This window comes from Hungatella hominis (genome assembly GCF_014288005.1).
In the GTDB taxonomy this organism is placed as follows: Bacteria; Bacillota; Clostridia; order Lachnospirales; family Lachnospiraceae; genus Hungatella; species Hungatella effluvii.
In genome coordinates, this window is sequence record NZ_JACOPB010000001.1 from 555,154 (window position 1) to 581,512 (window position 26,359).

Sequence of the window (26,359 nt, forward strand, 5' to 3'; positions counted from 1 at the left end):
GTATGGTATGATTCCCGTGGACATCGAGTGACTGGATAGAAAGGTACATAATTGTGACGTTATATGAGTAAAGGGAAGAAAAACTGGCTGATGATCCTGATTTACGCGGGACTCATTGCTATGTGCCTCGGCATCGTCTGGTTTGTGGGAAAGATATCCTCGCCGACAAAACCGGGCAGAGAAAGCAGCAGCGAGACGACGATGGTGCAGACCGAAGAATCGCAGGAAGAGGAACGTGAAGAGGAGGAGAGCGAGAGCGCGGAGGCGACGCCATCGGAGGCGGAGAAACAGGAAGAAAGCAGGCATCAGGAGGAAAACGGGAGATGGTACGGCGGCCGTACAGAGACGGACCGGCCGGAGATGGAGGAAGAATTGCCGGTGGAAGAGTATCGGCCGCCTTCCATAGTAACGGTCTCTGATATCCATTATTTCGCCCCATCCATGACCGATTACGGCGAGGCGTTCGACGAGATGGTGAAGCGGGACGATGGAAAGCTGGTTCCTTATATTTCCCAGCTGATGGATGTGTTTACGGAAGAGATGACGGAGACCCAGCCCGATGCCGTGATTCTGAGCGGTGATTTAACATTGAACGGTGAGAAGGGGGCTCATGAGGCGCTTGCGGAAAAGCTGAAAGTGCTTGCGGACCAGGGCGTGCGGGTCCTCGTGATTCCGGGAAATCACGATATCAATAATCCCAACGCTGCCTCCTATTTCGGAGCGGTGAGGGAGGCGGCGGAATCGGTCAGCGCGGAGGAATTCCTGGACATTTACCATGAATTCGGATACGACCAGGCGATCAGCAGAGATGGGACCTCCTTAAGCTATATCTGTGAACTTGACGAGAAAAACTGGCTGATGATGCTGGATTCCGCCCAGTATGAGCCGGTGAACCTGGTAGGAGGAAGAATACGGAGCACCACCGTCAAATGGATGGAGGAGCAGTTGGAAGCGGCGAAGGAACTGGGGATCTCAGTAATTCCCATTGCCCATCACAACCTGCTGAAGGAGAGTATTCTGTATCCTGTGGACTGCACCCTGGAAAACAGCGATGAGGTTATAAAACTGCTGGAACGATACCGTGTGCCGGTCTTTATCAGCGGACACCTGCATCTGCAGCGGACCAAGAAATACAAGCCTGAGCCGGGGGAACCGGAGGATGCCTACCATATCAGTGAGATCGTGGCGGACTCCTTTGCCATTCCGCCCTGCCAGTACGGAATCCTGTCATGGGGAGACGGCGGGCAGCTTCGCTATACGACGAAGGAAGCGGATGTGGAGCGTTACGCGGCGGCTCACGGCCTGACCGATGAAAACCTGCTGAATTTTAAGGAGTACGGAACCGATTTCCTGGTGGGTGTGATAAGCCAGCAGATCTATAAGAAGATGAGCAGTCTGCCGGAGGAGCATATGCGTAAGATGGCGGAGCTGTACGGCCAGCTGAACCGTGATTACTGCGCCGGGACGCCCATCGACGTGAAAGAGATAAAATCAGATGAGGCATTCCGCTTATGGGAGCGTAACCTTCCGGACAGCCGGATGTTCGAGGAGATCGACGATATCCTGCGCGATACCAGGAAGGACCACAATACGTGGGATTTCCCGGGAGAGTGGTAAAAACTTCCTTTACAAATTATTTCATATCGTGCTATAATGATGAAATAAAATTACATGCGTGACAGGAACGGAGGAAGAGGAACCATGCAGGATCATATCAACGTTTCAGGAGTCCTGTGTTCTTCTTACGATACCTTTTTTGAGGCGGAAAAGAAGATTGCAGATTATATACTGGAGCACAAAAGTGAAATCATCGATATGACTGTCGCGGAGCTGGCTTTGGCAAGTGGAACCAGCGACGCGACGGTATCGCGTTTTTGCAGGCGCTGCGGATTTAACGGTTTTCATCATTTAAAGATTACTCTGGCGAAGGAGGTGGCGGAGGAACGCGGGAAATCCGTGGAGGTATCCAACGATATCAGCCGCGATAATATTGCGCAGTCCCTCCAGAATATCCTGGCCAACAAGGCGGCGGAGCTGACACAGACGGTGTCCATGATGGACCCGGTTCAACTGGGAAAGATTCTGGAATTGATTGAACATGCCCGCACGGTGCAGCTGGTGGCTGTGGGGAATACGATTCCGGTTGCCTTAGACGGCGCCTTCAAGTTCAATCAGCTGGGCATTCAGGCGGTATCAGGTACGATCTGGGAGACACAGATGGCGTTTACCTGCAATATGGGGCCGGAAGATGTGGTGATCATCATATCCAACTCCGGTTTTTCCAAACGGCTGATGACGCTCACCGCGGTGGCGAAGGAGAATCACTGCAAGATGATTGCGATCACCAACAACGCCGCCTCGCCGCTGGGGCAGGCCAGCGATTACCACATCACAACGGCGACCAGGGAGAAGCTGCTTTTGGGTGAGTTCTGCTTCTCACGGGTATCGGCCACTATGGTGGTCGAGATTCTCTATCTGTTCCTGGCTGTGAGCAAGAAGGATTCATACGACCATATCCGACGCCATGAGATCGCGATTTCCGAGGACAAGAATAACTGATCCGGCGGAAGCTGCGGGGAAGAGTATAGGAAAATGAATATGGAAATAAAAGAGTTTTACAGCTTGGAGGATAAAGCGTACTGGTTAAGCCAGATCAGGAAAAGCGACTGGCGGGCAGGACAATATCTGCATGATTTGTTGAGCGAAGATCGGTTAAAGGAGCTGTGCGGGGAGACGACGAGAGTATTTCTTTTGACGGATAACCGGCAGCTGATATCATTCTGTACGCTGGCGGAGGTGGACGATGTGAGAAACACGGACCTTAGTCCATGGATCGGTTTCGTATATACGTTTCCTCAATACAGAGGACACCGGTATATGGGAATTCTGCTGGAGTATGCATGTGAAGCAGCAAAAATGATGGAGCGGGTCAGATTTATATTTCTACCGGCGAAACGGGATTATACGAAAAATATGGATATACCTTCTATCAGCTGATGAAGGACGAGATTGAAGAGGATTCCAGGGTATATAAAAGAGAGACTAAGTGAGAATTTCTCTTTCCAGCAAGCATTAAAAACAGGAGTGAGTGTCAGGGAGTATACGGTGAACATGCCGTACCGGACATTGGTTCCTGTTTTTTTGTGTGGCTCTCTTTACTTGCCTTCCCTGTAATTAAGGAAAATAGTTTTCGTGGAAGGAAAATATTATTTTTATGAAAGGAAAATATCGTTCTCATGAAAGGAAAATATCGTCCTCATAAAATGAAACAAACGATGATGCATGAAATCAGCAATTATTGGAAAAATACATAGTAAAAAAGTACAAAAAACATGCGGGGAAACAGGGAAAATGGACTGGGGATTTATGGAAATTGACGAAACTCCACAAGAAAAAATATTTCTTGAAAAAATGTATTGACGAAAATAATAAATCATAATATAGTATAGCAGAGGGAAGAAATAAAATTTTATAATAATGAGGAGAGGTGACATATGATTTACACAGTGACATTTAATCCGGCTTTGGATTATGTAGTAAAAGTAAATCACTTCACGCTGGGAATGGTCAACAGAACCGTGCAGGAAGACATTTATTATGGGGGCAAGGGCATTAATGTATCGGCGGTACTGAAGACACTGGGCTTTGGGAGTACCGCGCTCGGGTTTGTGGCCGGATTTACGGGAGACGAGATTGAACGGGGAGTGAAAAATCTGGGATTCCAGTCCGATTTTATCCGGGTGGAGAACGGTATGTCCAGAATCAACGTAAAGCTTAGATCGGAAGAGGAATCGGAGATCAACGGCACTGGTCCGGAGATTACCGGAGCGGATGTGGAAAAGCTTTTTGAAAAGCTTGAGAAGCTTAAGGCAGACGATGTCTTAGTCCTGTCGGGAAGCATCCCGCATTCCATCGACGACGGAATCTATGAGCGGATCATGGGGCGGTTAGACGGAAGGGGCATCCGCATCGTGGTGGATGCGACGAAGGATTTGCTGATGAATGTCCTTCCCTATCATCCATTTATGATTAAACCGAATAACCATGAGCTGGGAGAGATGTTCGGTACGGTGCCAAAGGATGAGGAGGAAATCATATATTACGCCAGACAGCTGCAGGAAAAGGGCGCGGTGAATGTGCTGGTCTCCATGGCGGGGGATGGAGCCGTCTTAATTGCTGAAAACGGAGCGGTATTTTCCATGGGAGTGCCAAAGGGAACGGTGAAGAATTCTGTGGGCGCCGGGGATTCCATGGTTGCGGGATTCATCGCCGGATATCTGGAAAATGGAAATTACGAGCACGCTTTAAGGCTTGGAAGTGCCTGCGGAAGCGCCAGCGCATTTTCCGAGGGGCTGGCCTGTAAGGAAGATATTATGAAACTTTATGAGGAATTACGATAGGAGGGGTTCTGAGATGAGAATAACGGAATTATTGAAAAAAGAAAGCATCGAGCTCGGTGTAAAAGTCTCTGGCAAGGAAGAGGCCATTGATAAGCTGATTGGTCTGATGGCGGCCGGCGGAAGGCTGAACGACAAAGCCGGCTATAAAGAAGGTATTCTGGCCCGCGAGGCGCTGGGAAGCACTGCGGTAGGGGAGGGGATCGCGATTCCTCACGCCAAGGTGGCCGCGGTTAAGGAACCGGGACTGGCAGCCATGGTGGTGCCTGATGGCGTGGATTACGAAGCGTTTGACGGTTCGCTGGCCAATTTAATCTTCATGATTGCGGCGCCTGAGGGCGAAGCGGATGTTCATCTGGAAGCGCTGTCCCGTCTGTCCACGCTTCTTATGGATCCCGACTTTAAGAATGATTTGATCCATGCGGAGTCAAAAGAAGAATTTTTACAGCTGATCGACGACAAGGAATCCGAGCGCTATGAGAAGAAAGTGCGGAAAGAGGAGAAAAAAGCGGAGTATGCGGCGCCTAAGGTCCAGGAGCCTTTAAAGAGCGCAGCCGGATACCGTGTCCTTGCAGTGACCGCGTGTCCTACCGGCATCGCCCACACCTTTATGGCGGCTGAGAATCTGGAGCAGCTGGGAAAGAAGCTTGGCATTCCTGTCAAATCGGAGACTAACGGAGCCGAGGGTGCGGCCAACGTTCTGACAAAGGAAGAGATCGCCGCTGCCGACGGAATTATCATCGCGGCAGACAAGAATGTGGATATGGCCCGTTTCGATGGTAAACACGTAGTGAAGGCCTCTGTCTCCGACGGAATTCAAAAAGGTGAGGAACTGATTAAAAAGGCTGTGAGCGGCGAAGCTCCTGTCTACCACCATACAGGTGCCGCTGCTTCAGAGGAGGGCGGAGAGAGCGAGGGTATCGGCCACACCATTTATAAGCATCTGATGAATGGCGTCTCTCATATGCTTCCGTTCGTGATCGGCGGCGGACTTTTAATCGCTCTGGCCTTCCTGTTCGATGATTATTCCATCAATCCGGCTAATTTCGGTAAAAATACACCGATAGCGGCCTATTTAAAGACGATAGGCGAGCAGGCATTTGGTATGATGCTTCCGGTTTTGGCCGGTTATATCGCCATGAGTATCGCGGACCGTCCCGGTCTGGCGGTCGGTTTCGTAGGTGGTATGGTGGCAAAGATGGGAGCCACGTTTATGAATCCCGCAGGCGGGGACGTGAACTCAGGATTTTTAGGCGCGCTTCTGGCTGGTTTTATCGGCGGTTATATTGTTGTCCTGTTAAAGAAAGTATTTAAAAAGCTTCCGAAATCTCTGGAAGGCATCAAACCGGTTCTCTTATATCCGCTGCTGGGCATTTTCCTGGTCGCGGTGGCAACAACATTTATCAATCCGTTCGTCGGTGCGATCAATGACGGTCTGACCCATTTCTTAAACGGCATGGGCGGCACCAGCAAGGTGATCCTCGGAGCCGTTGTCGGCGGCATGATGTCCGTAGATATGGGCGGCCCGGTCAATAAGGCGGCATACGTGTTCGGCACGGCGCAGCTGGCGGAAGGAAACTTCGATATTATGGCCGCAGTTATGGCGGGCGGCATGGTTCCTCCCATTGCGATCGCATTGTGCAGCACATTCTTTAAAAAGAAATTTACGGAGAAGGAACGCCAGTCCGGTCTGGTAAACTATATCATGGGCCTGTCCTTTATATCCGAGGGCGCCATACCGTTTGCGGCATCAGATCCGCTGCGCGTGATTCCGTCCTGTATCATCGGTTCGGCCGTGGCAGGCGGGCTTTCCATGGCACTGAACTGTACGCTGCGCGCACCTCACGGCGGTATCTTTGTACTTCCGACGATCGGAAATCCGTTCGGCTATCTTGCCGCGGTTGTGATCGGATCGGTGGTCGGCTGTGTGATACTGGCGGCGCTTAAGAAGAATAAGGCTGGAGAAGAATAAGCCTGGTAAAAAATCGAAAAGGGAAAGATCAGTTGGGAAAAATACTGGTTTTTCCCTTTTCCCGTGCCATTTTGCCGGCAGGATGGTATAATTGACAGAAAAAGAGAGAAAACGGTTCTTTCACATCAGGAGGGAATCGTGTGGGAAGGCAGGAGGAAGATGGCTGAATTCGAAGAAAACGGAAGCATAATCAGATATGCGGGGCTGGAATGCCTTATGGTCGGAGGAACGGGATCAGAGGTGATGAAGCAGTACGGGAGCGGGTCCATTTGCAGCTTAAAGCAGTCCATCACAGGCAGTCCTTACTGGTTTTTCTGGTGGGATTAGGCGGAGAAAGGAAATGAGAGAATGCTAACAATAAAGCGAGTGAGCCTGGATATCCCGAGGGGACGCCGGATTCTGGCGGTCAGCGATATCCACGGCCATGTTCATTTTTTGAAAAAGGTGCTGGAAAGGGCGGGGTTCTGTAAGGATGACGAGCTGATAATCGATGGTGATATCATTGAAAAGGGACCGTATTCCTTAGAAACGCTCCGTTATGTCATGGAGCTTGATAAAAAGCCTAATGTCCATGTGATTTCGGGGAATGTGGATTCATGGCAGCTGGAGCTGATTGGAAGCTGCGAACCAGAGCGGACAAGGGCACTGGCGGAATTTATCCGAACGGCAAAGAAACGATGGGGAGGAAGTCTTTTTCTGGATTTCTGTGAGGAAATGGGGATCGGGCATCCGCAGTCGGAAGCGGAGACAGCTGCTGCCAGGGAAAAGGTGATAGTCCACGGGCAGGCGGAACTGAAATTTTTATCAGAGCTGCCTTCCATTGTGGAAGCGGGCAATTTTATTTTTGTTCACAGCGGCCTTCCTGAGCGGTGGGAGGAGATGGATGGGCAGGAGGCCACTCCGGTTCTGAAGTTCGATGACTTTCGAAACAGGAGCGGAAGCTTCGACCGGTGCGTGGTGGCAGGCCATTGGCCCGTCTGTCTCTACCGCCATGAGGTGGCGGAATTCAACCCGTTTTTTGACCGGAACAAGAATATCATCAGCATCGACGGGGGCTGCGGACTGAAGCGGGATGGACAGCTTAACTGCCTGATCATTCCGGATGCAGAGGGGACCATGGAAGAAGTCAGCTGGACCTCCTACGGGGGATTTCCGGAAATGACGGCTGTCGACAGCCAGCAGGAGAGGAAGGCCCGGATATCGGTCCAGTACACGGACAACCGTGTGGAACTTCTGCCGGGGCAGAGTCCGGGTGCGGGGCTGGTGCGCCTTCGCCACCTGACCACGGATACCGTGCTTGTCGTACCGGAAGACTATTTATATGAGCGGGATGGGACGCTCCGGTGTGACGATTTCTGCGACTATCATATGGAAGTAAAGGCAGGAGAGCGGGTGGAACTGGTGGAAACCGGCGCCATGGGAAGCCTCATTAAGAAGAACGGGGTCAGCAGCTGGTACCACGGAAGGCTGAAGCCGGTATAGAATAGGGGAGTAAACAATATGAGAGAAGCTGGTAAGAATCAAAGGGAAGGCGAAACCACGATCGATGAAACCACGATCAACGAAAACAGGGTACTGTCCGGCGCTCCTGTGATGGAAAGGGAGGTAACCGCACTTCTGGAAGAGATATCCTCGTGCCCGGAAACGGCAGCGGTGGCGGTGGGCGGCTCCAGGGCCACGGGAAAGGCCGACAAGAAGTCGGATTACGATATCTATGTGTATGTGGAAATGGAGATATCAAAAGAGCGGCGCAAGAGTATACTGGAAAAGTACTGCGGCGTCATGGAGATTGGGAATCACTATTGGGAGTCAGAGGACAACTGCACGCTGAACAATGGTGTGGACATCGATATTATTTATCGGAAGCTTCAGGATTTCGAGGGAGATGTGGCAGCGGTTGTGGAGCAGAACCGGGCTTCCAACGGCTATACTACCTGTATGTGGCATAATCTTGCCACGTGCAGGATCCTGTATGACAGGGGCGGAGCACTGGAAGCTATGAAGAAGCGCTTTGATGTCCCTTATCCGGAGGCGTTGAGGGCTGAAATCATTCGGAAGAACAGAGCCCTGCTAAGCGGCGTACTCCCGTCTTACGATGCACAGATACGGAAGGCTGCGTCCAGGAGAGACCTTGTCAGCATCAATCACAGGACAACGGAATTTCTGGCCAGCTATTTCGATATTATTTTCGCCATGAACAGGCAGACCCATCCGGGGGAGAAACGGCTCGTGAGTCTCTGCAAAGACAGATGCGAAAATTTGCCGGACCGGTTTGAGGAAAATCTGAACCATTTATTTTCCGTTATGTACGATCCTGATGGGGCTGTCAATGATGTGATCGCCTGTGTGTTGATAGAACTGGACCAGGCTTTGCTGAAAGCAGAAAATGGCAAGTCGTATATATAGACCACAGACGAATTCGGGAAATTTAAAAATCCCGGGCGGCGCTGAATGCATGCCCGGGATTATACGTTCCTGTGTTCTTTCTGGTGTGTTCCATCTATTTTTAATTAAGAGGTGAATTCCTTCATTTCTTCGATCTCTTTTTCCTGAGCATCGATGATGTTCTGGGCGAGAGTCCTGATCTCCTCGTAATTGGTGTACTCGAGGATGGATTTGGCCATGTCAACCGCCATCTGGTGATGCATGATCATGCCCTCGGCAAACGCATGATCGAGGCTGTCGGTGCCTGACTTACTCATGGAATGGTCATGCTCCAGCATCTTGTCGTATTCGTCTAAATAGGCGCTTTCCTGGTCTGCATCGTTGTGGCCTTCCGCCTCATACTTTTTGATCAGATCCTTCATCTGCTGAATCTCTTCTGTCTGAGTGGTTTTGATGTTTTCGGTCAGTTTTTTCAGCTTTTCATTGCTTCCGCCGTATTCGAGGTAGCTGTCGGCCATTTCGATGGCGGACTCATGATGAGGAATCATGCCGTTTAAAAAGTCGATGGATGCATTTCCTGTCTTGGGAATGTTCTCCATGTCATGCATCATGTCCATCATGATCTCATCCTGGCGCTGTAAGTAGCGGTTGGTGTCGTCGTCAGAGGCTGCGTCACTGCCGCCGTGACCGCTATGGTCCATACTGTTTTTACTTTCCGCCGAACCGGACGATTGTTCCGCGGTCTGGCTGCTGCTTTCCATCTCCGCCGGTGCGGGCGGAATCGGCGCCTTTTTTCTGCTTCCGGCCGCGGCAAAGGCGGCTATTGCAAGGATAACGATGGCGGCAATGATTCCAGTCGCCCAGTATTTCATATTTTTGTTCATAATCCCATTTCCTCCATTTCTTATCGGTAATCTTAGTATGAGGTAGTGATGGAAGGTTTATGCACGATGGAAAATCTAATCTTGTGCAGGAATGGATGGTCTGGTAAAATAAGGATAAAAAGGAGGCGTCTTCTATGCGGACCGAACAGGAAATGTATACAATGATAATCGATACGGCAAAGGCGGACGGCCGCATTCTCGCCGTTTATATGAATGGATCCCGGGTGAATCCGGAGGCGGAAAGGGATATTTTTCAGGATTATGATATCGCTTTCGTCGTGAAGGAGACGGAAAGCTTTCGGAAGGACAGAACGTGGATCGACCGGTTTGGAGACCGCCTTTACATGCAGTATCCGGAGGAGAACGACGAGTTTCCCTCGGATGTGGAAAACTGCTACGGCTGGCTCATGCAGTTTGCCGATGGAAACCGCCTCGACCTTCATGTACAGACGCTTTCCTACTCCCTGCAGATGATGGAGGAGGACCGGATGTTCCGGATTTTGTATGATAAGGCGGGCTGTCTGGCTGAAGCCCCGGAACCGACGGCGGAGCAATACCGGGTGAAACGGCCGGAGGAGAGCCAGTTTCTCTTTGTATGCAATGAATTCTGGTGGTGCCTGAACAATGCAGCGAAGGGACTGTGGAGAAAAGAGGTGCCGTATGCGCAGGACATTGTGAATCTCCATGTGCGCCCCCAGCTCATTACGCTTCTGTCCTGGAAGGCCGGGATTCAGACGAATTTTACCTGCAGTGCGGGGAAATCCGGAAAGTATCTGAACCGCAGCTTATCACAGGAGGACTGGGACCGGCTGATCCGGACGTACGCGGGCGGCAGGCTGGACGAGATGTGGGAGGCAGCCGATGCCATGTGCGTGCTGTTTCATGAGACAGCCCTGGCGGTGGCAGAACAGCTGGGATTTCGGTACGATGTGAAGGAAGCAGAGGCGAGCCTGGGTTTTTTCCGCCATGTTAAGGGACTGCCGGAGGATGCGAAAGAGGTTTTGTGAGTTTGTAAGTTTTATAGGATTACAAGTGATTTTTCCGCTGCTGAATAGATTCACTACAGTATGCCAGTGCGTGTAATGCTTGAGGACGCAGCCGGATATGATGAGCAGATGAGGAGAATCCAGAAGAAGAACCAAAAGGTTAAGGGACTGGATAAGGGGGAGTTTCTTGGCAGTTTCAGGAAGGAAGACAGGTTAAACGCTGTTTTTACCATTGTTCTGTACTATGGTGAGAAAACATGGGATGGTGCAAAGGACCTTTATTCGCTTATTAATTTCGATGAAGTTCCGGAAATGCTGAAAGATCTGTTTAACAATTATCGTCTTCATATTCTGGAGGTCAGACGTTTTAAAGATATCGACCAGTTTAACACTGATTTGAGGGAAGTATTCGGATTTATTGGCTTTTCCGGAGATAAAACTGCGGTACGTAATTATGTCGCAGAAAATCAGGACAGCTTTGAACAGCTGAGCGAAGATGCCTATGATGTAATTGCTGTCATGGCTCATTCGAAAGAACTGGAAGACGTAAAGGAAAGGTACAGAGAGAAAGGCGGGAAGATTAATATGTGTGAAGCCATACGGGGAATGATTGAAGACGGCAGACTTGAGGGTAAACTTGAGGGAAGGCGTGAAGGTGAATTAAAGGCAAAGCAGATTGTTGCCAGAAATATGTATTTACGTGGAATGTCAGAGGAGGATACAGCCGGCCTGTGTGAGGAAGATATAGAATTGGTAAGACAATGGTTCCGTAAGTGGAGAAAACAGGACACGCGGTAACGCAGAGGATTAAATTTGTCATTAAGGAGACATAAATTATGAAAACATATAATTGGGGAATCATAGGAACAGGATTAATTGCGCGGGAGATGGCGTCGGCCCTGACTGCGTGCCGCGGCGCCGTCTATGGTGTCTGCGGAACGAGCAGAGAGAAGGCGGAGCACTTTGCGGCGGAGAACAGGGTTTTTCACGCGTTCGCGGACGCAGATGCACTGCTTTCGGATGAAAATGTGGATATTGTATACATAGCAACGCCTCACAACATGCATTTTGAATTCATCAGGCGGTCGGTCCTGGCTGGAAAACATGTTCTCTGTGAGAAGGCCATTACGGTGTCGTCCGCGGAGATGGAGCAAGCGGCTGCACTGGCTGAGGAAAAGGGCGTGGTGGTTATGGAGGCCATGACGATTTTCCATATGCCTCTCTATAAAAAGCTTAAGGAGATCGTAGCTTCGGGGGCGATCGGGCCGGTGAAGACGATTTCCGTCAATTTTGGAAGCTGTAAGCCTTACGATGTGACCAGCCGGTTCTTTTGTAAAGACCTGGCTGGGGGAGCGCTTCTCGATATCGGAACGTACGCCGTGTCCTTTGCCAGGTATTTTCTGGATGAGAGACCGGATACCGTTATGTCTGCCGTGAAGCGATTCGAGACCGGAGTAGACGAACAGTCCGGAATCGTTTTCATGGGCGAGAACGGACAGATGGCGGTTATCGCGCTCTCCATGAGGGCCAAGCAGCCAAAACGCGGCGTGGTAGCCGGAGAACGGGGATATATCGAGGTCGCGGAGTATCCGAGGGCGGACCAGGCTGTCATCGTCTATACGGCAGACGGACGGAGAGAGGAGATCGCCTGCGGCGACAGCAGGAAAGCGCTGGAATACGAGGTGGAGGATATGGAAAAAGCCGTGTCAGAGCACCTTGTGTCAGAGAGCATGGCCCTTTCCAGGGATGTTATGTGGCTTTTAAGCGGTGTGCAGAAGCAGTGGGAAGACCAGGACGAACAGCAGGACGAACAGGCTGGAACTCAGAAGTAAGGACAGAATATGGAGGACAAAATCATGTATCAGTGCTGTATTTTTGATTTGGATGGAACGATTATCAATACACTGCATTCTTTAAAGAAGACGGTGAATGAGACGATAAAACAGTTTGGCTACGGCCCTATTGATGAGTATCACGTCAGGTATTTCGTAGGAGACGGTTATAAGAAGCTGGTGGAACGGACGCTGGTTTACTGTGGGGACACAGAGCTTACGCATTACGAGGAGGCGCTGACAGTCTACGACGAGATGTTCAAGAAATACTGCTTATATCAGATGGAACCGTATGCAGGGATGCCGGATTTTTTAAAGATGCTGAAGGAAAAGGGAATCAGGATCGCGGTGGTGACAAACAAAGCACATGACCGTGCTGTCGAGTGTGTGGAGACCGTCTATGGCCCTGGCTTTTTCGATAAGATAACCGGGGAGGGAAAGGGCATGAAGTGTAAGCCGGACCCCGAGGGCGCCCTTAAGACGGCGGAGGAATTCCATGTGAAGCCGTCGGAATGCCTCTACTTTGGAGATACGAACACCGACATGAAGACGGGAATCAACGCAGGCATGGACACCGTGGGTGTTCTGTGGGGATTCCGGGACAGGGCAGAGCTGGAAGCATTTAAGCCGAAATACATCATCAGCCATCCGGATGAAATCATATCCCTGTTTAACGAAACAAACGAGAATTCCCCCGCCTTTGCAGGGGAAAAATGAAACAAATAAACAATGAATAAATTTGAAAAAAGACAGGAAACTAAAGAGAGATGCTCTGAGCTGAAAGGGAGGTCTCTCTTTTTTGCTGCATATGGAAGCTTTTTCTGTGCATCAAAAAAAGTCTCCGGGGACGGTGTGTTGCGTTTTACCGGGCATCTTGCTCCGGTGCAGGACGCCTGGCCAGCCGGCTCAGAAACGATATTTTACGGGATAACTCATCAATCCAAGGAGGAAACATGGCAAAGCACTGGAAATGGGGATTTGTGATACTGGCCGCTGTATGGGCCGCACTTTTCGGAAACATGCTGGGGTATGCCTGGAATGTGACGCATCAGGAGGAGCCAATACCTGAGGTGCCAATGGAACAGATCCAGAATACGAATATAAGCGAGGTGGCCCAGGAGACGATGGACCGGTTCTGGACGGTGGCCGTGTTTGGGGTGGATTCCAGGGAGGGAAAGCTTGGAAAAGGCACGCGGTCCGATATGGAGATGGTATTAAATATCAATCTGGAGACCGGAGAAATCCGAATGGTGTCGGTTTACCGGGACACCTACGTAAAGATTGATGAAAAGAATAAATACGATAAGATCAATCAGGCCTATTTTGAAGGCGGTCCGGCTCAGGCTATTTGGGCGCTGAGCGAAAATATGGACTTAAATATCGACGATTACGTTTCCTTCAGCTGGAAGGCCGTTGCAGATGCGATTAACCTGTTAGGAGGGATCGACGTGGAGATCAGTCCGGAGGAGTTTAAGGTCATCAATGGCTTTATTACAGAGACCGTGGAGTCCACAGGAGTCGGTTCCCACCATTTGAAGAAGCCGGGAATGAACCATTTGGATGGGGTGCAGGCCGTAGCGTATGCAAGGCTGCGGAAGATGGATACGGATTTTATGAGGACAAAACGGCAGCGGCTGGTGGCGGAGCTGGTGCTGGAGAAGTTAAAGCAGGCCGATTTGGGAACAGTGCGTCAGCTGGCATTTTCCATACTCCCTTCCGTGTCTTCCAGCGTGGGGATGAAGGATATTCTCTCCCTGGCGGGCACTGTGTCGAAATTCCATTTAACGGAGACCGAGGGCTTCCCATTTGAACTGAAGGATGCACTGGTGGGAAAGAAGGACTGCGTCATACCGGTCACTCTGAGAGACAATGTAATCCGTCTTCATCAGTTTTTATTTGACGAGGAGGACTATGTGCCGTCGAAACAGGTGGAGGAGATCAGTGAGCAGATCGAGCTTCACACCAGAAAAAGGTAAGTGCTCAGCCTCCGCTTCCGCAAAACCATAAAAAGTAAAAAAACACTTGAAAAAACAGTTAGCATATGCTAATCTATATGAAGTTAGCAATAACTAACTTGCGGCTTTCAAAAATCTGGATAGATAAAATAAGTTTACTCCGGGGATAATGAGAAAGCGGAAGGAGTGAAACGGATGTCAACAGACGCAATTATGTCATATATTTCAGAGTGCAGCCACGCAGGAAGGCTGGAGTTTCAGGTTTCCATCCAGTGCGCCCCCGTATTAAAGGGAATTAAGGCGTCTAATCTTGTGACCATGGCAAAGGGATCACTGCAAACCGTAAGAAGCGCCCTTGCAGGCACAGAAATTACTGCGGTCATGCTGGCAGCCGGCGACAGGACAGAGGTTCTGTTTCTGTACCGCTTCCCCATGCTGAAAGCACTTCTGGCAAATAAGGAAATCAGAAAATTTTTAAAATCCTGCGGATATGTACAGTTTGATTTGGCTTCCATTCTCATGGGATTAAAACGCAAATATACCGCGTATCTGGCCGGCAGCGGAGAATTTCCGCACGAACTGGGCGTTCTGCTGGAATATCCGGTCGAGGATGTCAAGGATTTTATCCGTTACAACGGAGAGAAATTCCTGTTTACCGGTTACTGGAAAGTATATCACAATCCTGCGCAGGCCAGGCTTAAATTTACCCGGTATGACCGGGCGAGAGAGGCCGCCATGCAGCAGATCATAAATGGAAGCCGCCTGTATGAAGTGGCGGTAAGAAAAGGAGAATAAAACATGAGCGATATTTATGTAGTATATTTTAGTTCAACAGGAAATACAGAGGAAATGGCAAAGCACGTTGCAGACGGAATCGAGAGAAAGGGTGGAAACCCGATACTTACAGAGATTGGAAGCGCAGATCCGGATCACTTAAAGGAGGCTTCCGCCTTTGCACTCGGCTGTCCTGCCTGCGGCGCAGAGGAGTTAGATGAGAGCATGGAGTCCTTAATCGAGGAGATATCCGGTTCTCTGGAAGGCAAGCACGTCGGGCTGTTCGGCTCCTACGGATGGGGCGGCGGCGACTGGATGCGCGAGTGGGAGAAGCGCATGGCGGAGCGCGGCGCGAAGATCGTCGGCGGTGAGGGCGTCATCGCTCTGGAATCCCCGGACGGAGACGCGGAGAAGCAGCTTAAGAACCTGGGAGAAGCGCTGGCGGAGCTTGGCGCTCAGGCTTAACCTGAGATTAAGATTAATAGTTGGCCGGCAGGAATCGTTTCATATAATTCCTGTCGGCCATTCTTTTAGGAGCATTTGGCAGTGCTTCCTACGGTGTATTTGGCTCCAGCACTACGAATGACTGCGGTTCCAGAACGATTTGTCCGTTCTCCCATCTGCCGCTGCCGATGGAGTAGATGGCAGACTTCTGACCGTCAGAAGGTACCGTGACCGTCTCGCCGGACGGATTGACCGCAACGGTCAGTGCGCCGCGGCGGTATACGAAGGGCATCGCTCCCTTTTTGGCATAGAGCGGCTCGAATACCGCGTCGGCCTGTAAATCTGCCTGATCATGGCGCAGGGCCAGCAGGGCTTTAACGGTGTGGAGCAGGGAATCCGGATTGGATTCCTGATTTTCCACGGTGGGCGCGTCGGAGGCTTCATCAACTGGGAGATAGAGGCTGTCTTTATCCGCATCGGAGAAGCCCGCATTTTTTCCGCTGTTCCACTGCATCGGTGTGCGGGAACCGGTTCGGAAGTAGCCGCCTTCCTTTGTCGCCAGCTCTAAATAGCGCATTCCGATCTCATCGCCGTAATAGAGATAGGGAACGCCCGGCATGGTAAAAATGAACGCAAAGGCCAGCTTCAGCTCGGTCTCATCCAGATTATAGCGGGGACGGAGTGTGTCGTGATTGCAGGTCAAAAGACAGAAGTAACCGTCCTCTTTCGAAGCTTCATATTTGGGCAGGTAATCGTCTAAGAACCTTGTAATATCTCCGTGGCTGTCCTTTTTGAAGAAGCTGTGGTCCTCCTGGCTCTCATAGTCGCGCATCAGGGTGCTGTAACCATTGCCGCGTCCATTTAAGAAGAAATCCATGTGGAAGCCTGCCTTCAGCGCGAGCCGTGGATTGCCCCATTCGGAAACCATGGCGGCTTCCGGATAGTCGCTGTCCAGCATTTCCCTGACATCTCGCCAGATGGCACAGGTGCCGGTCTTTTCCTCATCGTCGTTCTTCACCAGGGAGGCAGCCATGTCCACACGGAAACCGTCACACCCCCGGTCGAGCCAGAAACGCATGACATCCTTCATGGCCTCTCTGGTGGCGGCACAGTCCGGATGATCGGTGGGGAGCTGCCACGGCTCCTTCGGATCTAAGAAGCCGTAGTTTAAGGCCGGCTGGCATTTGAAAAAGTTGAGTACATAGACGCCGCTGCGTTCACTCTCTCCGCCGATATACGGAAAGCCCTTGGCGCCCTCGAAACAGTGATTGGTCCAGATGTAGCGGTTGGAGTATTCGTTGGTCTCCGCCTTCTGGCTCATGGTAAACCACTCGTGTTCCTCGGAGGTGTGGCCGGGAACGAGGTCCAGCAGCACGCGTATCCCCCTTTTGTGGGCCTCCTCAAACAGATGGTACAGATCTTCGTTGGTTCCGTAGCGGGGGGCTGTCTTCTTATAATCCCGTACATCGTAGCCCGCGTCCTTAAAGGGGGAGTCGAAACAGGGATTGATCCAAAGGGCATTGCAGCCCAAGTCCCTTATGTAGTCCAGCTTCCCGGTGATTCCCTGAAAATCACCGATCCCATCCCCGTTGGTATCCTGAAATGACTGGGGATAAATTTCGTAAAATACTGCGTCTTTTAACCATTGCGGCATGACCATTTCCTCCTTTTAATGTAACAGTTCAGATGGCTCATTCATAATTCCTGTCAACGATGCTATTGACATCTGCTATATTAATAATATACTATAAAAAAGAAAGAAAATCTTGCAAAATAATACCGGATAGTAACACAATTCTATGATAATGGGGAGGATAAATGGAAATGGAGAGAACGGGGCTTAAGACTGGGAGCACAGGCGGGCGGATGCCGGACTATAAAGAGAAGACAAATCACGGGGATGCGCTGATGCCGGTCCGCTATTACCACTGTTCCGTGCCGAATTCGTACAGAAATCTCTCCCTGCACTGGCATGAGGAGATGGAGATCACCCTGATCCGGTCGGGGGCCATCTATTACGATATCGATTTTGAGACATTTTCGGTAGAGGAAGGGGATCTGCTTCTGATTTCTCCTCACATGCTCCATTCTGCCCATGAGATGCCGGGGAAGGACATGGTGTCGGACAGCCTCGTGTTTCATCTCGACTTCCTGGGCTACCAGGTTCCGGATGCCTGTACCCTGAAGTTCTTAAACCCGGTCCAGTCCGGGAAGCTGCGTTTCCTTCCGGTCGTGAAGCCGGGGACAGCTGGCTATGAGGAGATGAAGGCGTGTTTTGTCCTTCTTTTAAAATGCTTTAATGAGAAGCAGTATGGGTACGAGCTGTACACGAAGGAACTGCTCATGCGGTTTTTCCGCCTGCTGTACCAGTACGGATGTGCGGCGAAGCACGAGGGAAGTAACGGAGAATCCGGCGCCGAGGAGAAGTTAAAAGAGGTTCTTTCGTATATTCAGTCAAATTACAGGGAAACGTTATCCATAGAGGAGCTGGCATCGGTCTGCCATTTCAGCCAGACTCATTTTATGAATTTCTTTAAGCGGTATGCAGGCATGACCTGCATAGAGTATATCAACCATTACCGGATCACCAGGGCGGCGGCCGATTTGGTGGAGACGGAACGGCAGGTGATGGATATTGCGCTGGAAAATGGCTTCCGGAACATTTCTTATTTTAATAAGGTATTTAAGGAACGGTTCGGAGTGACGCCGGGGAGCTACCGGAAAAACAGCCTGGAAAACCTTTCCCTGTCCTGTAAAATGTGATATACTATGCAGATGGAATCAGATTGGAGACGTAATGAATGAAGAAAAATAGAAGAATCCCGCGGAAGTTCTGCATCGGAACCGTGATTCTGGCTATGATTTTAACGGGATGTGCCGGGCGGCAGATTCCCTCAGCGGAGCCGGAAGCAGAGGGCGGGAAGCTGAATGTGGTGACAACGCTGTTTCCTTACTACGATTTTACCAGGCAGATTGCCGGTGAGCATATTAACCTGACCATGGTGGTTCCGGCAGGCATGGACAGCCATTCCTTCGAGCCGACGCCGGCCGACATGATCACGATTCAGAACGCCGATGTGCTGATCTGCAACGGCGGAGCCATGGAACACTGGCTGGAGCGGGTCCTATCGGCGGTCGATACCTCCCACATGGCGGTCATGACGGGGATGGATTACGTGGATACCGTTCAGGAGGAGATTGTGGAAGGCATGGAAGAGGAGGCGCATGGCCACGACCACGACCATAGCGTTGACCACGACCACAGCCACGATGACCTTTACAGCCATGATCTGTATGACGACGACGGCCATGGAGAAGAGATCGAATACGACGAACATATCTGGACCTCGCCTGTGAACGCCATGAAGCTGGTGAAGGGCATCGAAGAGACCCTGGCTTTAGCAGATCCCGGGAACCGGGCGGCCTATGAAGCGAATGCGGAGAGCTATCTGTTGAAGCTTGAGAAGCTGGATCAGGAGTTTCGTGACGTGACAGCCAATGAAAAGAGGAACATGATAATCGTGGGGGATAAGTTCCCTTACCGTTATTTTGCGGATGAGTATGGTTTGCGCTACAGGGCTGCATTTTCCGGATGCAGTACGGATACGGAGCCAAGCGCCAAAACCATCGCTTACCTCATCGATAAGATGAAGACAGAACAGATTCCGGTCATCTACTATCCGGAGCTGACCAGCCACCGGGTGGCGGAGATCATCTCCGAGGAAACGGGCGCAGAACCGCTCTTACTGCATTCCTGTCACAATGTGACCAGGAGGGAATTTGACAGCGGCGTGACCTATTTAGACTTAATGGAACAGAATGTGATTAATTTGAAAAAAGGACTGGAATAAATGAATTCATTGATACAATGCAGCCATGCGGATTTCGGCTATGAAAACCAGGATGCCGTGGTGGACGTTACCATGGAGGTGAATCCCGGTGATTACGTCTGCATCGTCGGAGAGAACGGTTCCGGAAAGAGCACCCTGATGAAGGGAATGCTGGGACTCTTAAAGCCGACGAAAGGCACCATATCCGTGTCGGATGAACTGAAAAAGAGCGGGATCGGTTATCTCCCGCAGCAGACGGCGGCGCAGAAGGATTTCCCGGCTACGGTCGGGGAGGTCGTACTGTCCGGCTGTTTGAGCAGGCGCGGAAACAAGCCTTTCTATTCAGGAAAGGAAAAGGCGCTGGCGGAAAAGAACATGGAACGGCTGGGAATCGCAGAGCTGGCAGGCCAGTGCTACCGCGACTTATCGGGCGGACAGCAGCAGCGGACCCTGATTGCCCGGGCCCTGTGCGCCACGGACAAGCTGCTGATCCTGGATGAGCCGATTACGGGCCTGGACCCTTCGGCAATCCTGGAATTTTACGAGATTATCCGAAAATTGAATCAAAAAGAGGGCGTGGCGATCTTAATGGTATCCCACGATATTACAAATGTGGTGAAGCAGGCGAAAAAGATTCTTCATTTAAAGAGAGAGGTGCTGTTCTACGGCGCGACGGAGGAGTATTTAAAGAGCAGCGCGGGCCACATTTATCTGGGAGGTGAGCTTTGATGGAAATGGTGAGTGAGATGCTTTCATACCCGTTCCTCGTCAGGGCCTTAGTGGGCGGAATTCTCGTTTCGCTCTGCGCGTCCCTTCTGGGTGTGAGCCTTGTGCTGAAACGGTATTCCATGATTGGGGACGGTCTGTCCCACGTGTCCTTCGGCGCGCTCTCCATCGCGGTAGCGGCCGGATGGTCCCCCTTAAAGGTATCCATCCCCGTGGTGGTTCTGGCGGCGTTCTTCCTTTTAAGGATCACGGAGCACGGGAAGATCAAGAGTGACGCGGCCATCGCCATGATATCGGCGGCGGCCCTTGCCATCGGTATTATCGTCACCTCCATGACGACCGGTATGACGACCGATGTGAGCAGCTACATGTTCGGAAGCATTCTGGCCATGAGCAGGACGGATGTCAGCTTAAGCGTGATCTTAAGCGTCGTGGTTCTGGGGCTGTTTCTGATCTGTTACAATAAGATTTTTGCAGTGACCTTTGATGAGAATTTCGCCAGAGCCACGGGCGTGAACGTCTCGTGGTACAATGTGCTCATTGCGATTCTGACGGCGATCACCATCGTCCTTGGAATGCGGATGATGGGAGCGATGCTGATTTCCAGCCTGATTATCTTTCCGGCGCTCACCTCCATGCGGCTCTTTAAGAGCTTCCGCGGCGTGGTGCTGTCCTCCGGCGTGCTGGGCGTGGTGTGCTTCTGTATCGGCATGGTGATGTCCTACCGGTTCTCCACACCGGCGGGAGCCAGCGTCGTTGTCGTCAATCTGGCGGCATTTCTGCTCTTTACAGGGGCAGAGTGGGCGCTCAAATTCCGAACCGGCGGAAAAAAGCCGGAATTAAGTGAAAATACGGAAGCAGAAAGGCAGTAGCAGCAAGATGGATGAGAAAAAATTAATTCATGCCCGGCGCCATGTGAGCCAGACACAGTTTATTGCATATGGATTTTTCTGCATTATCATAACGGGAACACTTCTTCTCATGCTTCCCTTTGCCAGCCGCGACGGACAGTCGGAGCCATTTTTAAACTGTCTGTTTACGGCTACCAGCGCGTCCTGCGTGACGGGCCTTGTGGTGGCGGATACCTGGAGCCAGTGGTCCTTATTTGGCCAGCTTGTCATACTGACCATGATTCAGATCGGCGGTCTGGGTTTTATCACGGTGGGCGTCTTCATCTCCATCGTTCTCCGCCGTAAGATCGGCCTGAAGGAGCGCGGACTCATGATGGAGAGCGTCAATACCCTGCAGATCGGCGGGGTGGTGCGCCTGGCGAAGAAGATTATCATCGGCACTTGTATCTTTGAGGGAACGGGCGCGGTGCTTCTGGCAATCCGCTTTATCCCCCAGTTTGGTTTCTTACGGGGACTGTTCTACGGTATTTTCCATTCCATATCGGCCTTCTGCAACGCGGGCTTCGACCTGATGGGAGGGCAGACACCGTACAGCTCTTTTGTAGCCTATTACGATGACTGGCTGGTGAATCTGGTCATCATGTCCCTTATTATTATCGGTGGTATCGGCTTTATCGTCTGGGATGATTTAAGCCGGAATAAGCTGCATTTCCGAAAATATATGCTTCAGACGAAGATTGTACTCGTCACCACCGCGATCCTGGTCTTCGGCGGAGGACTGCTGTTTTATCTGCTGGAGAGGAATCATCTTCTGGTGGGAATGAATACCAGCGGAAAGATCCTGACCTCCTTATTCAGCTCTGTGACGGCCAGAACGGCCGGCTTCAACACGACGGACACGGCGGCCTTAACCGATGGAAGCAAGCTGCTGACCATCATCCTGATGTTCATCGGAGGAAGCCCTGGCTCCACTGCCGGCGGCATCAAGACGACGACCCTGGTGGTCCTTCTCTTGTGCGTACATTCCAATATCAAGCAGACGTACGGGATCAATATCTTCGGCCGGAGGCTGGAGAACGACGCGGTCAAGCGTGCCGGTACGATTCTGACGATCAACCTTTTGCTGGCAGTCACGGCGTCGCTGGCCATCATGGCGATACAGCCGCTGGGATTTTCCGATATCCTGTTTGAGACGTTTTCCGCTATCGGTACTGTCGGAATGACCACGGGAATCACGAGAGCGCTCCATCCGGTATCGCGCTGCATCATCATTCTTCTGATGTACTGCGGCAGAATCGGAAGCCTTTCCTTTGCCCTGGCCTTTGTCCAGTCCAAGAGAAAGCCCCATGTACAGCAGCCTGCGGAGGCGATCAACATCGGGTAAGCCCGCAGCCGGTGCCTGGAAGTGAAGAGATCATGTATTCAATTCGCCTCGGCGAATTGGTGCGAGCGCCCGTCATGCCCCGCATGACATCATACACTGGGGCGCTCTGCACATCCGCCGGAGGCTTTAATATTCAGAAGTGGATTGCACCACCACTGAATAAAGATTGCTATAACCCGCCACCTTAGAGGTGGGGGAATCTGCTTATGAATGTTGAAATAATATGCTGCGAAGCAAAGGAGAATATCATATGAAATCAATTTTAATCATAGGAATGGGACGGTTTGGCCACCATCTCTGCGAAAATCTCGCCATGCTGGGAAATGACGTTATGGTGGTGGATCAGAAGGAAGAGGTATTAGAGGACCTGCTTCCCATCGTGACCAGCGCCAAGATCGGAGACTGTACCAACGAGGCGGTTTTACGAAGCCTGGGAATCGCCAACTTCGACATCTGTTTCGTCTGTATCGGAACGAATTTCCAGAGCAGTCTGGAGATCACCAGCCTTGTAAAGGAGCTGGGCGGCCGCCGTGTCATCAGCAAGGCGAACCGCGACATACACGCCAAGTTCCTTCTCAGAAACGGCGCGGACGAGGTCATCTATCCGGACCGTGACATTGCAGAAAAGATGGCGGTCCGCTACAGCGCCAACCACGTATTTGACTACATTGAACTGACGCAGGAATACTCCATCTACGAGATCCCGCCTCTTCCGGAATGGATCCACAAGACCATCCGCGAGGCCGATATCCGCAACCGTTACCACATCAGCGTCCTGGGCATCAAACGCGAGGGAAAAGCCCAGCTTATGCCCCCGGCCGACTATGTCATTCAGGCGCAGGAGCATCTGATGGTAATTGGAAAAAAGGTGGATATTGACAATATCCTGGAAAAGATGAAATGATGTGCTCAAAGTTCGGGTAAATAATATCGCCGTCCCACCGGTCAGCTTCTGGTGGGGCGGCGTTTTTTGGTTTCACAGGTAGGTTCATCCTATGAAATAAAAACCCTCCGGGGGATGTGCCGGACTCTTTATTCTGTAACAGGAACCTTTGCTATAAGAATTTTAAGTTGCTGGACTGACCCTCGGTGGTGTAGGTGGCCATATTTTTCACATATTTGCCGGGGGAGACTCCCATGATTTTATGGAACACCTTGACGAAATGGGAGTAATCATTAAATCCGCATTCGTAACAGGCGTCTGTGATGGAGGCACCCTGTTTTAAGAGGATTCCGGCGTGCTGGATGCGGCGTGCGATGATGTAGTTCCACAGGGAGGTTCCGGTATAGTTCTTGAATATATGACTCAGACGGGAACCGCTGATATTCAGTGCGGCGGCGATCGTCTGTATGGATATATCATGGGTCAGATTGTTATTGACATAGCTCAGGGCCTGTCGGATTATCTCGGGGGATACGTCTCCCGCAGAGGCGGATTCAAAACGGATGGCCTCATTCGCGCAGAGGAGAATCCAGGAGAGACAGGACCGGATTCGGATATCATACCCGAATTCTTTTTTGTTTAAGCTGTTGATAATGGTATCCACACACGCTTCGTATTGCTGAAGCTGTCTGCTGTCCAGATGGCAGGGATGGTCCGGAGTGAAATTCTGAAAACAGGCGAAGAGATCTGTTTCCGGGGTTGACAGGGAGGCGGCAAAGCTTTCTTCGAAATGGACAGGCATACGCTCATAGGGCGTCTCATCGCTGATGAACAGGCCGTGTATGTCATTCGGACAAATGAAAATCAGATCGCCGGGCATAAGGCGGAAGGTGACATCATTAAAAAAATAGTCTACATTACCGCTTTTAAACAGCAGAAGCTCGTATGCGTTGTTGTGCATATGCAGGGTACGATCCTGCTTCTGGCAGGTGCGGTGATGGGAAATCAGCAGCTGGTTGATGGATTGTGTGGTGATTTCAAACATTGGAAGCTCTCCTTTCTGACGATATGCGCAGCATGATATGACATAAATATAGCATAAAAAACAATATTATGAAAAGAAAATTATGATATGATAAGTCATATGGTTAATATACACAAAAAAAGAAAGATGAAAGTGAAAAAGATGGACATAATAATGAACTCAAGAAATGATATGGTTCAGCTGTTTCTGGATTTTATAAGGCCGCTGAAAGCATTTTACAGTCCGAAGAGGGCATTTCTTCATGTGGGGAATACAGGGGCCCATTACGGTGAAAAGTCAGCCAGGATGGAAGGCTGGGCCAGGGTGCTCTGGGGATTGGGGCCGCTCTGGTCAGCGGATAACTCCGGGCTTCCCGCAGAACAGCAGGAGGAGATAAGGGAGTGGCTTGTACTCTATCGGAACGGTATCATCCATGGAACGGATCCCGGAGACAGCGAGTACTGGGCCGACATATTTGATTATGATCAGAAGATGGTGGAGGTGGCGGCGCTCGTATTTTCGATAACGGTCAACCGCAGGGAGCTGTGGGACGCGCTGACTGACGGCCAGAAGGACAACCTGTACCGGTGGCTGAGACAGATGAATGACTACGACATGCCGAAGAATAACTGGAGGTATTTCAGAATTCTCACGAATATGACTTTTCGGCTGCTGGGGCTGGAGTGGCGGGAAGATAGAATGGAGGAGGATTTTGCGCTGATCGAAGGCTCCTATACCGGCGATGGCTGGTATTACGACGGCAATCCGGGCCAGGTCGATTATTATGTGGCATTCGCGATCCACTATTACGGACTGATCTACGCGGAACATATGGAGGCGCTGGAGCCTGAGAGGTGCCGGATCCTTAAGGAACGCAGTACGAAGTTCTTTGATGATTTTGTCTACTGGTTTGCGAATAATGGGGAAGAGATTCCTTTTGGAAGGAGCCTGACCTACCGTTTTGCGCACAGCGGCCTGTTCGGAGCGATGGCCTACGCCAGACTCGATGTGGATTACGGCGTGCTTAAGAATCTGGTTTTAAGGAATATCGAGGTGTGGATGCGGCGTCCCATTTTCGATAACACGGGGATTTTGAGCATTGGGTACGGATATCCGGATCTTTTGATGAGTGAGAATTATAATGGATGCGGTTCCCCCTACTGGTGCAATAAGGCGTTTATCGTGCTCGGACTGAATGAGAACCATCCATTCTGGACGGCTGAGCCCAAGGCGTACCCTTATGAACCGGTGAAATATTTAAAGCACCCGCACATGATTGTTACCCATGATGACAACGATCACGTGCTGGCTTACGTGACGGGGCAGCATTTGGCGCTGGATCACGGCAGGGGCGCGGAAAAATACGAGAAATTCGTATATTCCAACCAGTTTGGCTTCAGTGTTGCGAGAGGGACCAGCCTGGAACAGGGGGCATTTGACAATACTCTGGCATTTTCCGTAAAGGGAGAGAACCGCTACTGCATGAGATACGGTCAGACAGACTTTAATTCGGATGAGGAAAAGCTTTCTGCAAAATACAGCCCGATGACCGGTGTGGAGGTAATAAGCACAGTGGTTCCCTGCTCTCCCTGGCATGTGCGGATTCACCAGATTACCAACTGCGTACCGGTAACGGCAGCAGACGGAGGTTTTTCCATTGCTCAGGAGCGGTGCTTTGAAGTGACGGAGGGAGCCGGGACGGGCAGACTGAAAGCGGAGAATATCGAAATCACGGAAGATTCTGCATTTGTAAGGGCTTCGTGGGGAGTAAGCGGAATTGTGGCCGAAACTGAGGGGACGGCAAAGCTTGTGACGCCGTTTCCGAATACCAATTTATTCTATAATCTCACGGTTATTCCAACCGTGACAGCGGAACTGGAACCGGGCAGCCATTTACTGATTACCAGTGTGTTCGCAGACCGCTTCGCCAGTGCCGGGGAAATGGCCGGGCAGAAGCCTTTCGTGAGTGTGGAAGAGGGAAGTGTTACGATTGCATACAGAGGCAGGACAGTGACTGTCCCCCTTTTATGAC

26 protein-coding genes are annotated in these 26,359 nt (G+C 51.0%); 23 read left to right on the forward strand and 3 right to left on the reverse strand.

Translation table 11 applies throughout. The features are described from left to right. The first annotated feature begins 63 nt into the window (after positions 1-63). The 9 genes from H8S75_RS02580 (at position 64) to H8S75_RS02620 (ending at position 8,775) form a co-directional block, all read left to right on the forward strand. Positions 64-1,617: a metallophosphoesterase gene (locus H8S75_RS02580; RefSeq protein WP_187019095.1), complete on the forward strand. Its 1,554-nt coding sequence runs from the start codon at positions 64-66 to the stop codon at positions 1,615-1,617. An 84-nt stretch (positions 1,618-1,701) separates the two neighbouring features. After that, a complete protein-coding gene (locus H8S75_RS02585) occupies positions 1,702-2,559 on the forward strand; it encodes a MurR/RpiR family transcriptional regulator (protein WP_025530610.1) in 858 nt (285 codons plus the stop codon). 39 nt (positions 2,560-2,598) lie between these two features. After that, a complete protein-coding gene (locus H8S75_RS02590; RefSeq protein WP_187019097.1) occupies positions 2,599-2,997 on the forward strand; it encodes a GNAT family N-acetyltransferase in 399 nt (132 codons plus the stop codon). A 285-nt stretch (positions 2,998-3,282) separates the two neighbouring features. Then, positions 3,283-3,420, forward strand: a complete 138-nt coding sequence (locus H8S75_RS02595) for a hypothetical protein (RefSeq protein ID WP_187019099.1) — start codon at positions 3,283-3,285, stop codon at positions 3,418-3,420. A gap of 74 nt (positions 3,421-3,494) precedes the next feature. Further along, positions 3,495-4,400 carry a 1-phosphofructokinase gene (gene pfkB, locus H8S75_RS02600; protein WP_187019100.1) on the forward strand — a complete coding sequence of 302 codons (906 nt, stop codon included), beginning with the start codon at positions 3,495-3,497 and terminating at the stop codon, positions 4,398-4,400. Between the two features lie 13 nt (positions 4,401-4,413). Further along, positions 4,414-6,369 carry a PTS fructose transporter subunit IIABC gene (locus tag H8S75_RS02605; RefSeq protein ID WP_187019102.1) on the forward strand — a complete coding sequence of 652 codons (1,956 nt, stop codon included), beginning with the start codon at positions 4,414-4,416 and terminating at the stop codon, positions 6,367-6,369. Positions 6,370-6,528: 159 nt separating this feature from the next. Then, the gene (locus tag H8S75_RS02610) at positions 6,529-6,696 is read left to right on the forward strand and encodes a hypothetical protein (RefSeq protein WP_187019104.1); all 168 of its coding nucleotides are present in this window, start codon (positions 6,529-6,531) and stop codon (positions 6,694-6,696) included. A 21-nt stretch (positions 6,697-6,717) separates the two neighbouring features. Continuing rightward, on the forward strand, positions 6,718-7,851 hold the full coding sequence (locus H8S75_RS02615; RefSeq protein ID WP_187019106.1) for a metallophosphoesterase: 1,134 nt from the start codon (positions 6,718-6,720) through the stop codon (positions 7,849-7,851). A gap of 18 nt (positions 7,852-7,869) precedes the next feature. Further along, positions 7,870-8,775, forward strand: a complete 906-nt coding sequence (locus tag H8S75_RS02620) for a nucleotidyltransferase domain-containing protein (protein WP_187019107.1) — start codon at positions 7,870-7,872, stop codon at positions 8,773-8,775. Between the two features lie 104 nt (positions 8,776-8,879). On the opposite strand, the gene H8S75_RS02625 is transcribed toward H8S75_RS02620, so the two are convergent. Then, positions 8,880-9,638 (reverse strand): DUF305 domain-containing protein, encoded by a 759-nt coding sequence (locus tag H8S75_RS02625; RefSeq protein ID WP_187019109.1) that lies wholly within the window; start codon positions 9,636-9,638, stop codon positions 8,880-8,882. 134 nt (positions 9,639-9,772) lie between these two features. Here H8S75_RS02625 and H8S75_RS02630 point away from each other — a divergent pair, with 134 nt between their 5' ends. From H8S75_RS02630 to H8S75_RS02660, 7 genes are all read left to right on the forward strand, one after another. Next, a complete protein-coding gene (locus H8S75_RS02630; protein WP_187019111.1) occupies positions 9,773-10,645 on the forward strand; it encodes an aminoglycoside 6-adenylyltransferase in 873 nt (290 codons plus the stop codon). 60 nt (positions 10,646-10,705) lie between these two features. Next, a complete protein-coding gene (locus H8S75_RS02635) occupies positions 10,706-11,422 on the forward strand; it encodes a transposase (protein ID WP_243270155.1) in 717 nt (238 codons plus the stop codon). A gap of 38 nt (positions 11,423-11,460) precedes the next feature. Continuing rightward, positions 11,461-12,456 carry a Gfo/Idh/MocA family protein gene (locus H8S75_RS02640; RefSeq protein WP_187019112.1) on the forward strand — a complete coding sequence of 332 codons (996 nt, stop codon included), beginning with the start codon at positions 11,461-11,463 and terminating at the stop codon, positions 12,454-12,456. A 24-nt stretch (positions 12,457-12,480) separates the two neighbouring features. Next, entirely contained in the window at positions 12,481-13,173 is a 693-nt protein-coding gene (locus tag H8S75_RS02645; protein WP_187019114.1) for an HAD family hydrolase, read from the forward strand. Between the two features lie 236 nt (positions 13,174-13,409). Further along, positions 13,410-14,432, forward strand: a complete 1,023-nt coding sequence (locus H8S75_RS02650; protein ID WP_187019116.1) for an LCP family protein — start codon at positions 13,410-13,412, stop codon at positions 14,430-14,432. A 174-nt stretch (positions 14,433-14,606) separates the two neighbouring features. Further along, a complete protein-coding gene (locus H8S75_RS02655; RefSeq protein WP_055657052.1) occupies positions 14,607-15,206 on the forward strand; it encodes a DUF3793 family protein in 600 nt (199 codons plus the stop codon). A gap of 3 nt (positions 15,207-15,209) precedes the next feature. Then, entirely contained in the window at positions 15,210-15,650 is a 441-nt protein-coding gene (locus H8S75_RS02660) for a flavodoxin (protein WP_002603445.1), read from the forward strand. 88 nt (positions 15,651-15,738) lie between these two features. On the opposite strand, the gene H8S75_RS02665 is transcribed toward H8S75_RS02660, so the two are convergent. Beyond that, positions 15,739-17,283 carry an alpha-amylase family glycosyl hydrolase gene (locus tag H8S75_RS02665; RefSeq protein WP_187019117.1) on the reverse strand — a complete coding sequence of 515 codons (1,545 nt, stop codon included), beginning with the start codon at positions 17,281-17,283 and terminating at the stop codon, positions 15,739-15,741. Between the two features lie 164 nt (positions 17,284-17,447). Between H8S75_RS02665 and H8S75_RS02670 the strand changes: the two genes are divergently transcribed. From H8S75_RS02670 to H8S75_RS02695, 6 genes are all read left to right on the forward strand, one after another. Then, positions 17,448-18,392, forward strand: a complete 945-nt coding sequence (locus H8S75_RS02670) for a helix-turn-helix transcriptional regulator (RefSeq protein ID WP_243007847.1) — start codon at positions 17,448-17,450, stop codon at positions 18,390-18,392. Positions 18,393-18,430: 38 nt separating this feature from the next. Then, positions 18,431-19,480 (forward strand): metal ABC transporter substrate-binding protein, encoded by a 1,050-nt coding sequence (locus tag H8S75_RS02675; protein WP_002603448.1) that lies wholly within the window; start codon positions 18,431-18,433, stop codon positions 19,478-19,480. Then, entirely contained in the window at positions 19,481-20,188 is a 708-nt protein-coding gene (locus H8S75_RS02680) for a metal ABC transporter ATP-binding protein (RefSeq protein WP_187019119.1), read from the forward strand. It begins immediately after the preceding gene. Continuing rightward, positions 20,188-21,057, forward strand: a complete 870-nt coding sequence (locus tag H8S75_RS02685; RefSeq protein ID WP_187019120.1) for a metal ABC transporter permease — start codon at positions 20,188-20,190, stop codon at positions 21,055-21,057. Before H8S75_RS02680 ends, H8S75_RS02685 begins: the two co-directional genes overlap by 1 nt. A 7-nt stretch (positions 21,058-21,064) precedes the next feature. Next, on the forward strand, positions 21,065-22,420 hold the full coding sequence (locus tag H8S75_RS02690; protein ID WP_055657067.1) for a TrkH family potassium uptake protein: 1,356 nt from the start codon (positions 21,065-21,067) through the stop codon (positions 22,418-22,420). Between the two features lie 250 nt (positions 22,421-22,670). After that, a complete protein-coding gene (locus H8S75_RS02695) occupies positions 22,671-23,324 on the forward strand; it encodes a potassium channel family protein (RefSeq protein WP_055657071.1) in 654 nt (217 codons plus the stop codon). 151 nt (positions 23,325-23,475) lie between these two features. Here H8S75_RS02695 and H8S75_RS02700 read toward each other — a convergent pair whose 3' ends face one another. Then, positions 23,476-24,348 carry a helix-turn-helix domain-containing protein gene (locus tag H8S75_RS02700; protein ID WP_187019122.1) on the reverse strand — a complete coding sequence of 291 codons (873 nt, stop codon included), beginning with the start codon at positions 24,346-24,348 and terminating at the stop codon, positions 23,476-23,478. A gap of 153 nt (positions 24,349-24,501) precedes the next feature. On the opposite strand from H8S75_RS02700, the gene H8S75_RS02705 reads away from it, so the two are divergent. Beyond that, positions 24,502-26,358 (forward strand): DUF2264 domain-containing protein, encoded by a 1,857-nt coding sequence (locus H8S75_RS02705; RefSeq protein ID WP_187019124.1) that lies wholly within the window; start codon positions 24,502-24,504, stop codon positions 26,356-26,358. Position 26,359 lies beyond the last annotated feature (1 nt).

Coding starts and splice junctions, on each gene's coding strand:
- H8S75_RS02580 (WP_187019095.1), top strand. CDS start 64: ATGAGTAAAGGGAAGAAAAACTGGCTGATGATCCTGATTTACGCGGGA.
- H8S75_RS02585 (WP_025530610.1), top strand. CDS start 1,702: ATGCAGGATCATATCAACGTTTCAGGAGTCCTGTGTTCTTCTTACGAT.
- H8S75_RS02590 (WP_187019097.1), top strand. CDS start 2,599: ATGGAAATAAAAGAGTTTTACAGCTTGGAGGATAAAGCGTACTGGTTA.
- H8S75_RS02595 (WP_187019099.1), top strand. CDS start 3,283: ATGAAATCAGCAATTATTGGAAAAATACATAGTAAAAAAGTACAAAAA.
- pfkB (WP_187019100.1), top strand. CDS start 3,495: ATGATTTACACAGTGACATTTAATCCGGCTTTGGATTATGTAGTAAAA.
- H8S75_RS02605 (WP_187019102.1), top strand. CDS start 4,414: ATGAGAATAACGGAATTATTGAAAAAAGAAAGCATCGAGCTCGGTGTA.
- H8S75_RS02610 (WP_187019104.1), top strand. CDS start 6,529: ATGGCTGAATTCGAAGAAAACGGAAGCATAATCAGATATGCGGGGCTG.
- H8S75_RS02615 (WP_187019106.1), top strand. CDS start 6,718: ATGCTAACAATAAAGCGAGTGAGCCTGGATATCCCGAGGGGACGCCGG.
- H8S75_RS02620 (WP_187019107.1), top strand. CDS start 7,870: ATGAGAGAAGCTGGTAAGAATCAAAGGGAAGGCGAAACCACGATCGAT.
- H8S75_RS02625 (WP_187019109.1), bottom strand. CDS start 9,638: ATGAACAAAAATATGAAATACTGGGCGACTGGAATCATTGCCGCCATC.
- H8S75_RS02630 (WP_187019111.1), top strand. CDS start 9,773: ATGCGGACCGAACAGGAAATGTATACAATGATAATCGATACGGCAAAG.
- H8S75_RS02635 (WP_243270155.1), top strand. CDS start 10,706: ATGCCAGTGCGTGTAATGCTTGAGGACGCAGCCGGATATGATGAGCAG.
- H8S75_RS02640 (WP_187019112.1), top strand. CDS start 11,461: ATGAAAACATATAATTGGGGAATCATAGGAACAGGATTAATTGCGCGG.
- H8S75_RS02645 (WP_187019114.1), top strand. CDS start 12,481: ATGTATCAGTGCTGTATTTTTGATTTGGATGGAACGATTATCAATACA.
- H8S75_RS02650 (WP_187019116.1), top strand. CDS start 13,410: ATGGCAAAGCACTGGAAATGGGGATTTGTGATACTGGCCGCTGTATGG.
- H8S75_RS02655 (WP_055657052.1), top strand. CDS start 14,607: ATGTCAACAGACGCAATTATGTCATATATTTCAGAGTGCAGCCACGCA.
- H8S75_RS02660 (WP_002603445.1), top strand. CDS start 15,210: ATGAGCGATATTTATGTAGTATATTTTAGTTCAACAGGAAATACAGAG.
- H8S75_RS02665 (WP_187019117.1), bottom strand. CDS start 17,283: ATGCCGCAATGGTTAAAAGACGCAGTATTTTACGAAATTTATCCCCAG.
- H8S75_RS02670 (WP_243007847.1), top strand. CDS start 17,448: ATGGAAATGGAGAGAACGGGGCTTAAGACTGGGAGCACAGGCGGGCGG.
- H8S75_RS02675 (WP_002603448.1), top strand. CDS start 18,431: ATGAAGAAAAATAGAAGAATCCCGCGGAAGTTCTGCATCGGAACCGTG.
- H8S75_RS02680 (WP_187019119.1), top strand. CDS start 19,481: ATGAATTCATTGATACAATGCAGCCATGCGGATTTCGGCTATGAAAAC.
- H8S75_RS02685 (WP_187019120.1), top strand. CDS start 20,188: ATGGAAATGGTGAGTGAGATGCTTTCATACCCGTTCCTCGTCAGGGCC.
- H8S75_RS02690 (WP_055657067.1), top strand. CDS start 21,065: ATGGATGAGAAAAAATTAATTCATGCCCGGCGCCATGTGAGCCAGACA.
- H8S75_RS02695 (WP_055657071.1), top strand. CDS start 22,671: ATGAAATCAATTTTAATCATAGGAATGGGACGGTTTGGCCACCATCTC.
- H8S75_RS02700 (WP_187019122.1), bottom strand. CDS start 24,348: ATGTTTGAAATCACCACACAATCCATCAACCAGCTGCTGATTTCCCAT.
- H8S75_RS02705 (WP_187019124.1), top strand. CDS start 24,502: ATGAACTCAAGAAATGATATGGTTCAGCTGTTTCTGGATTTTATAAGG.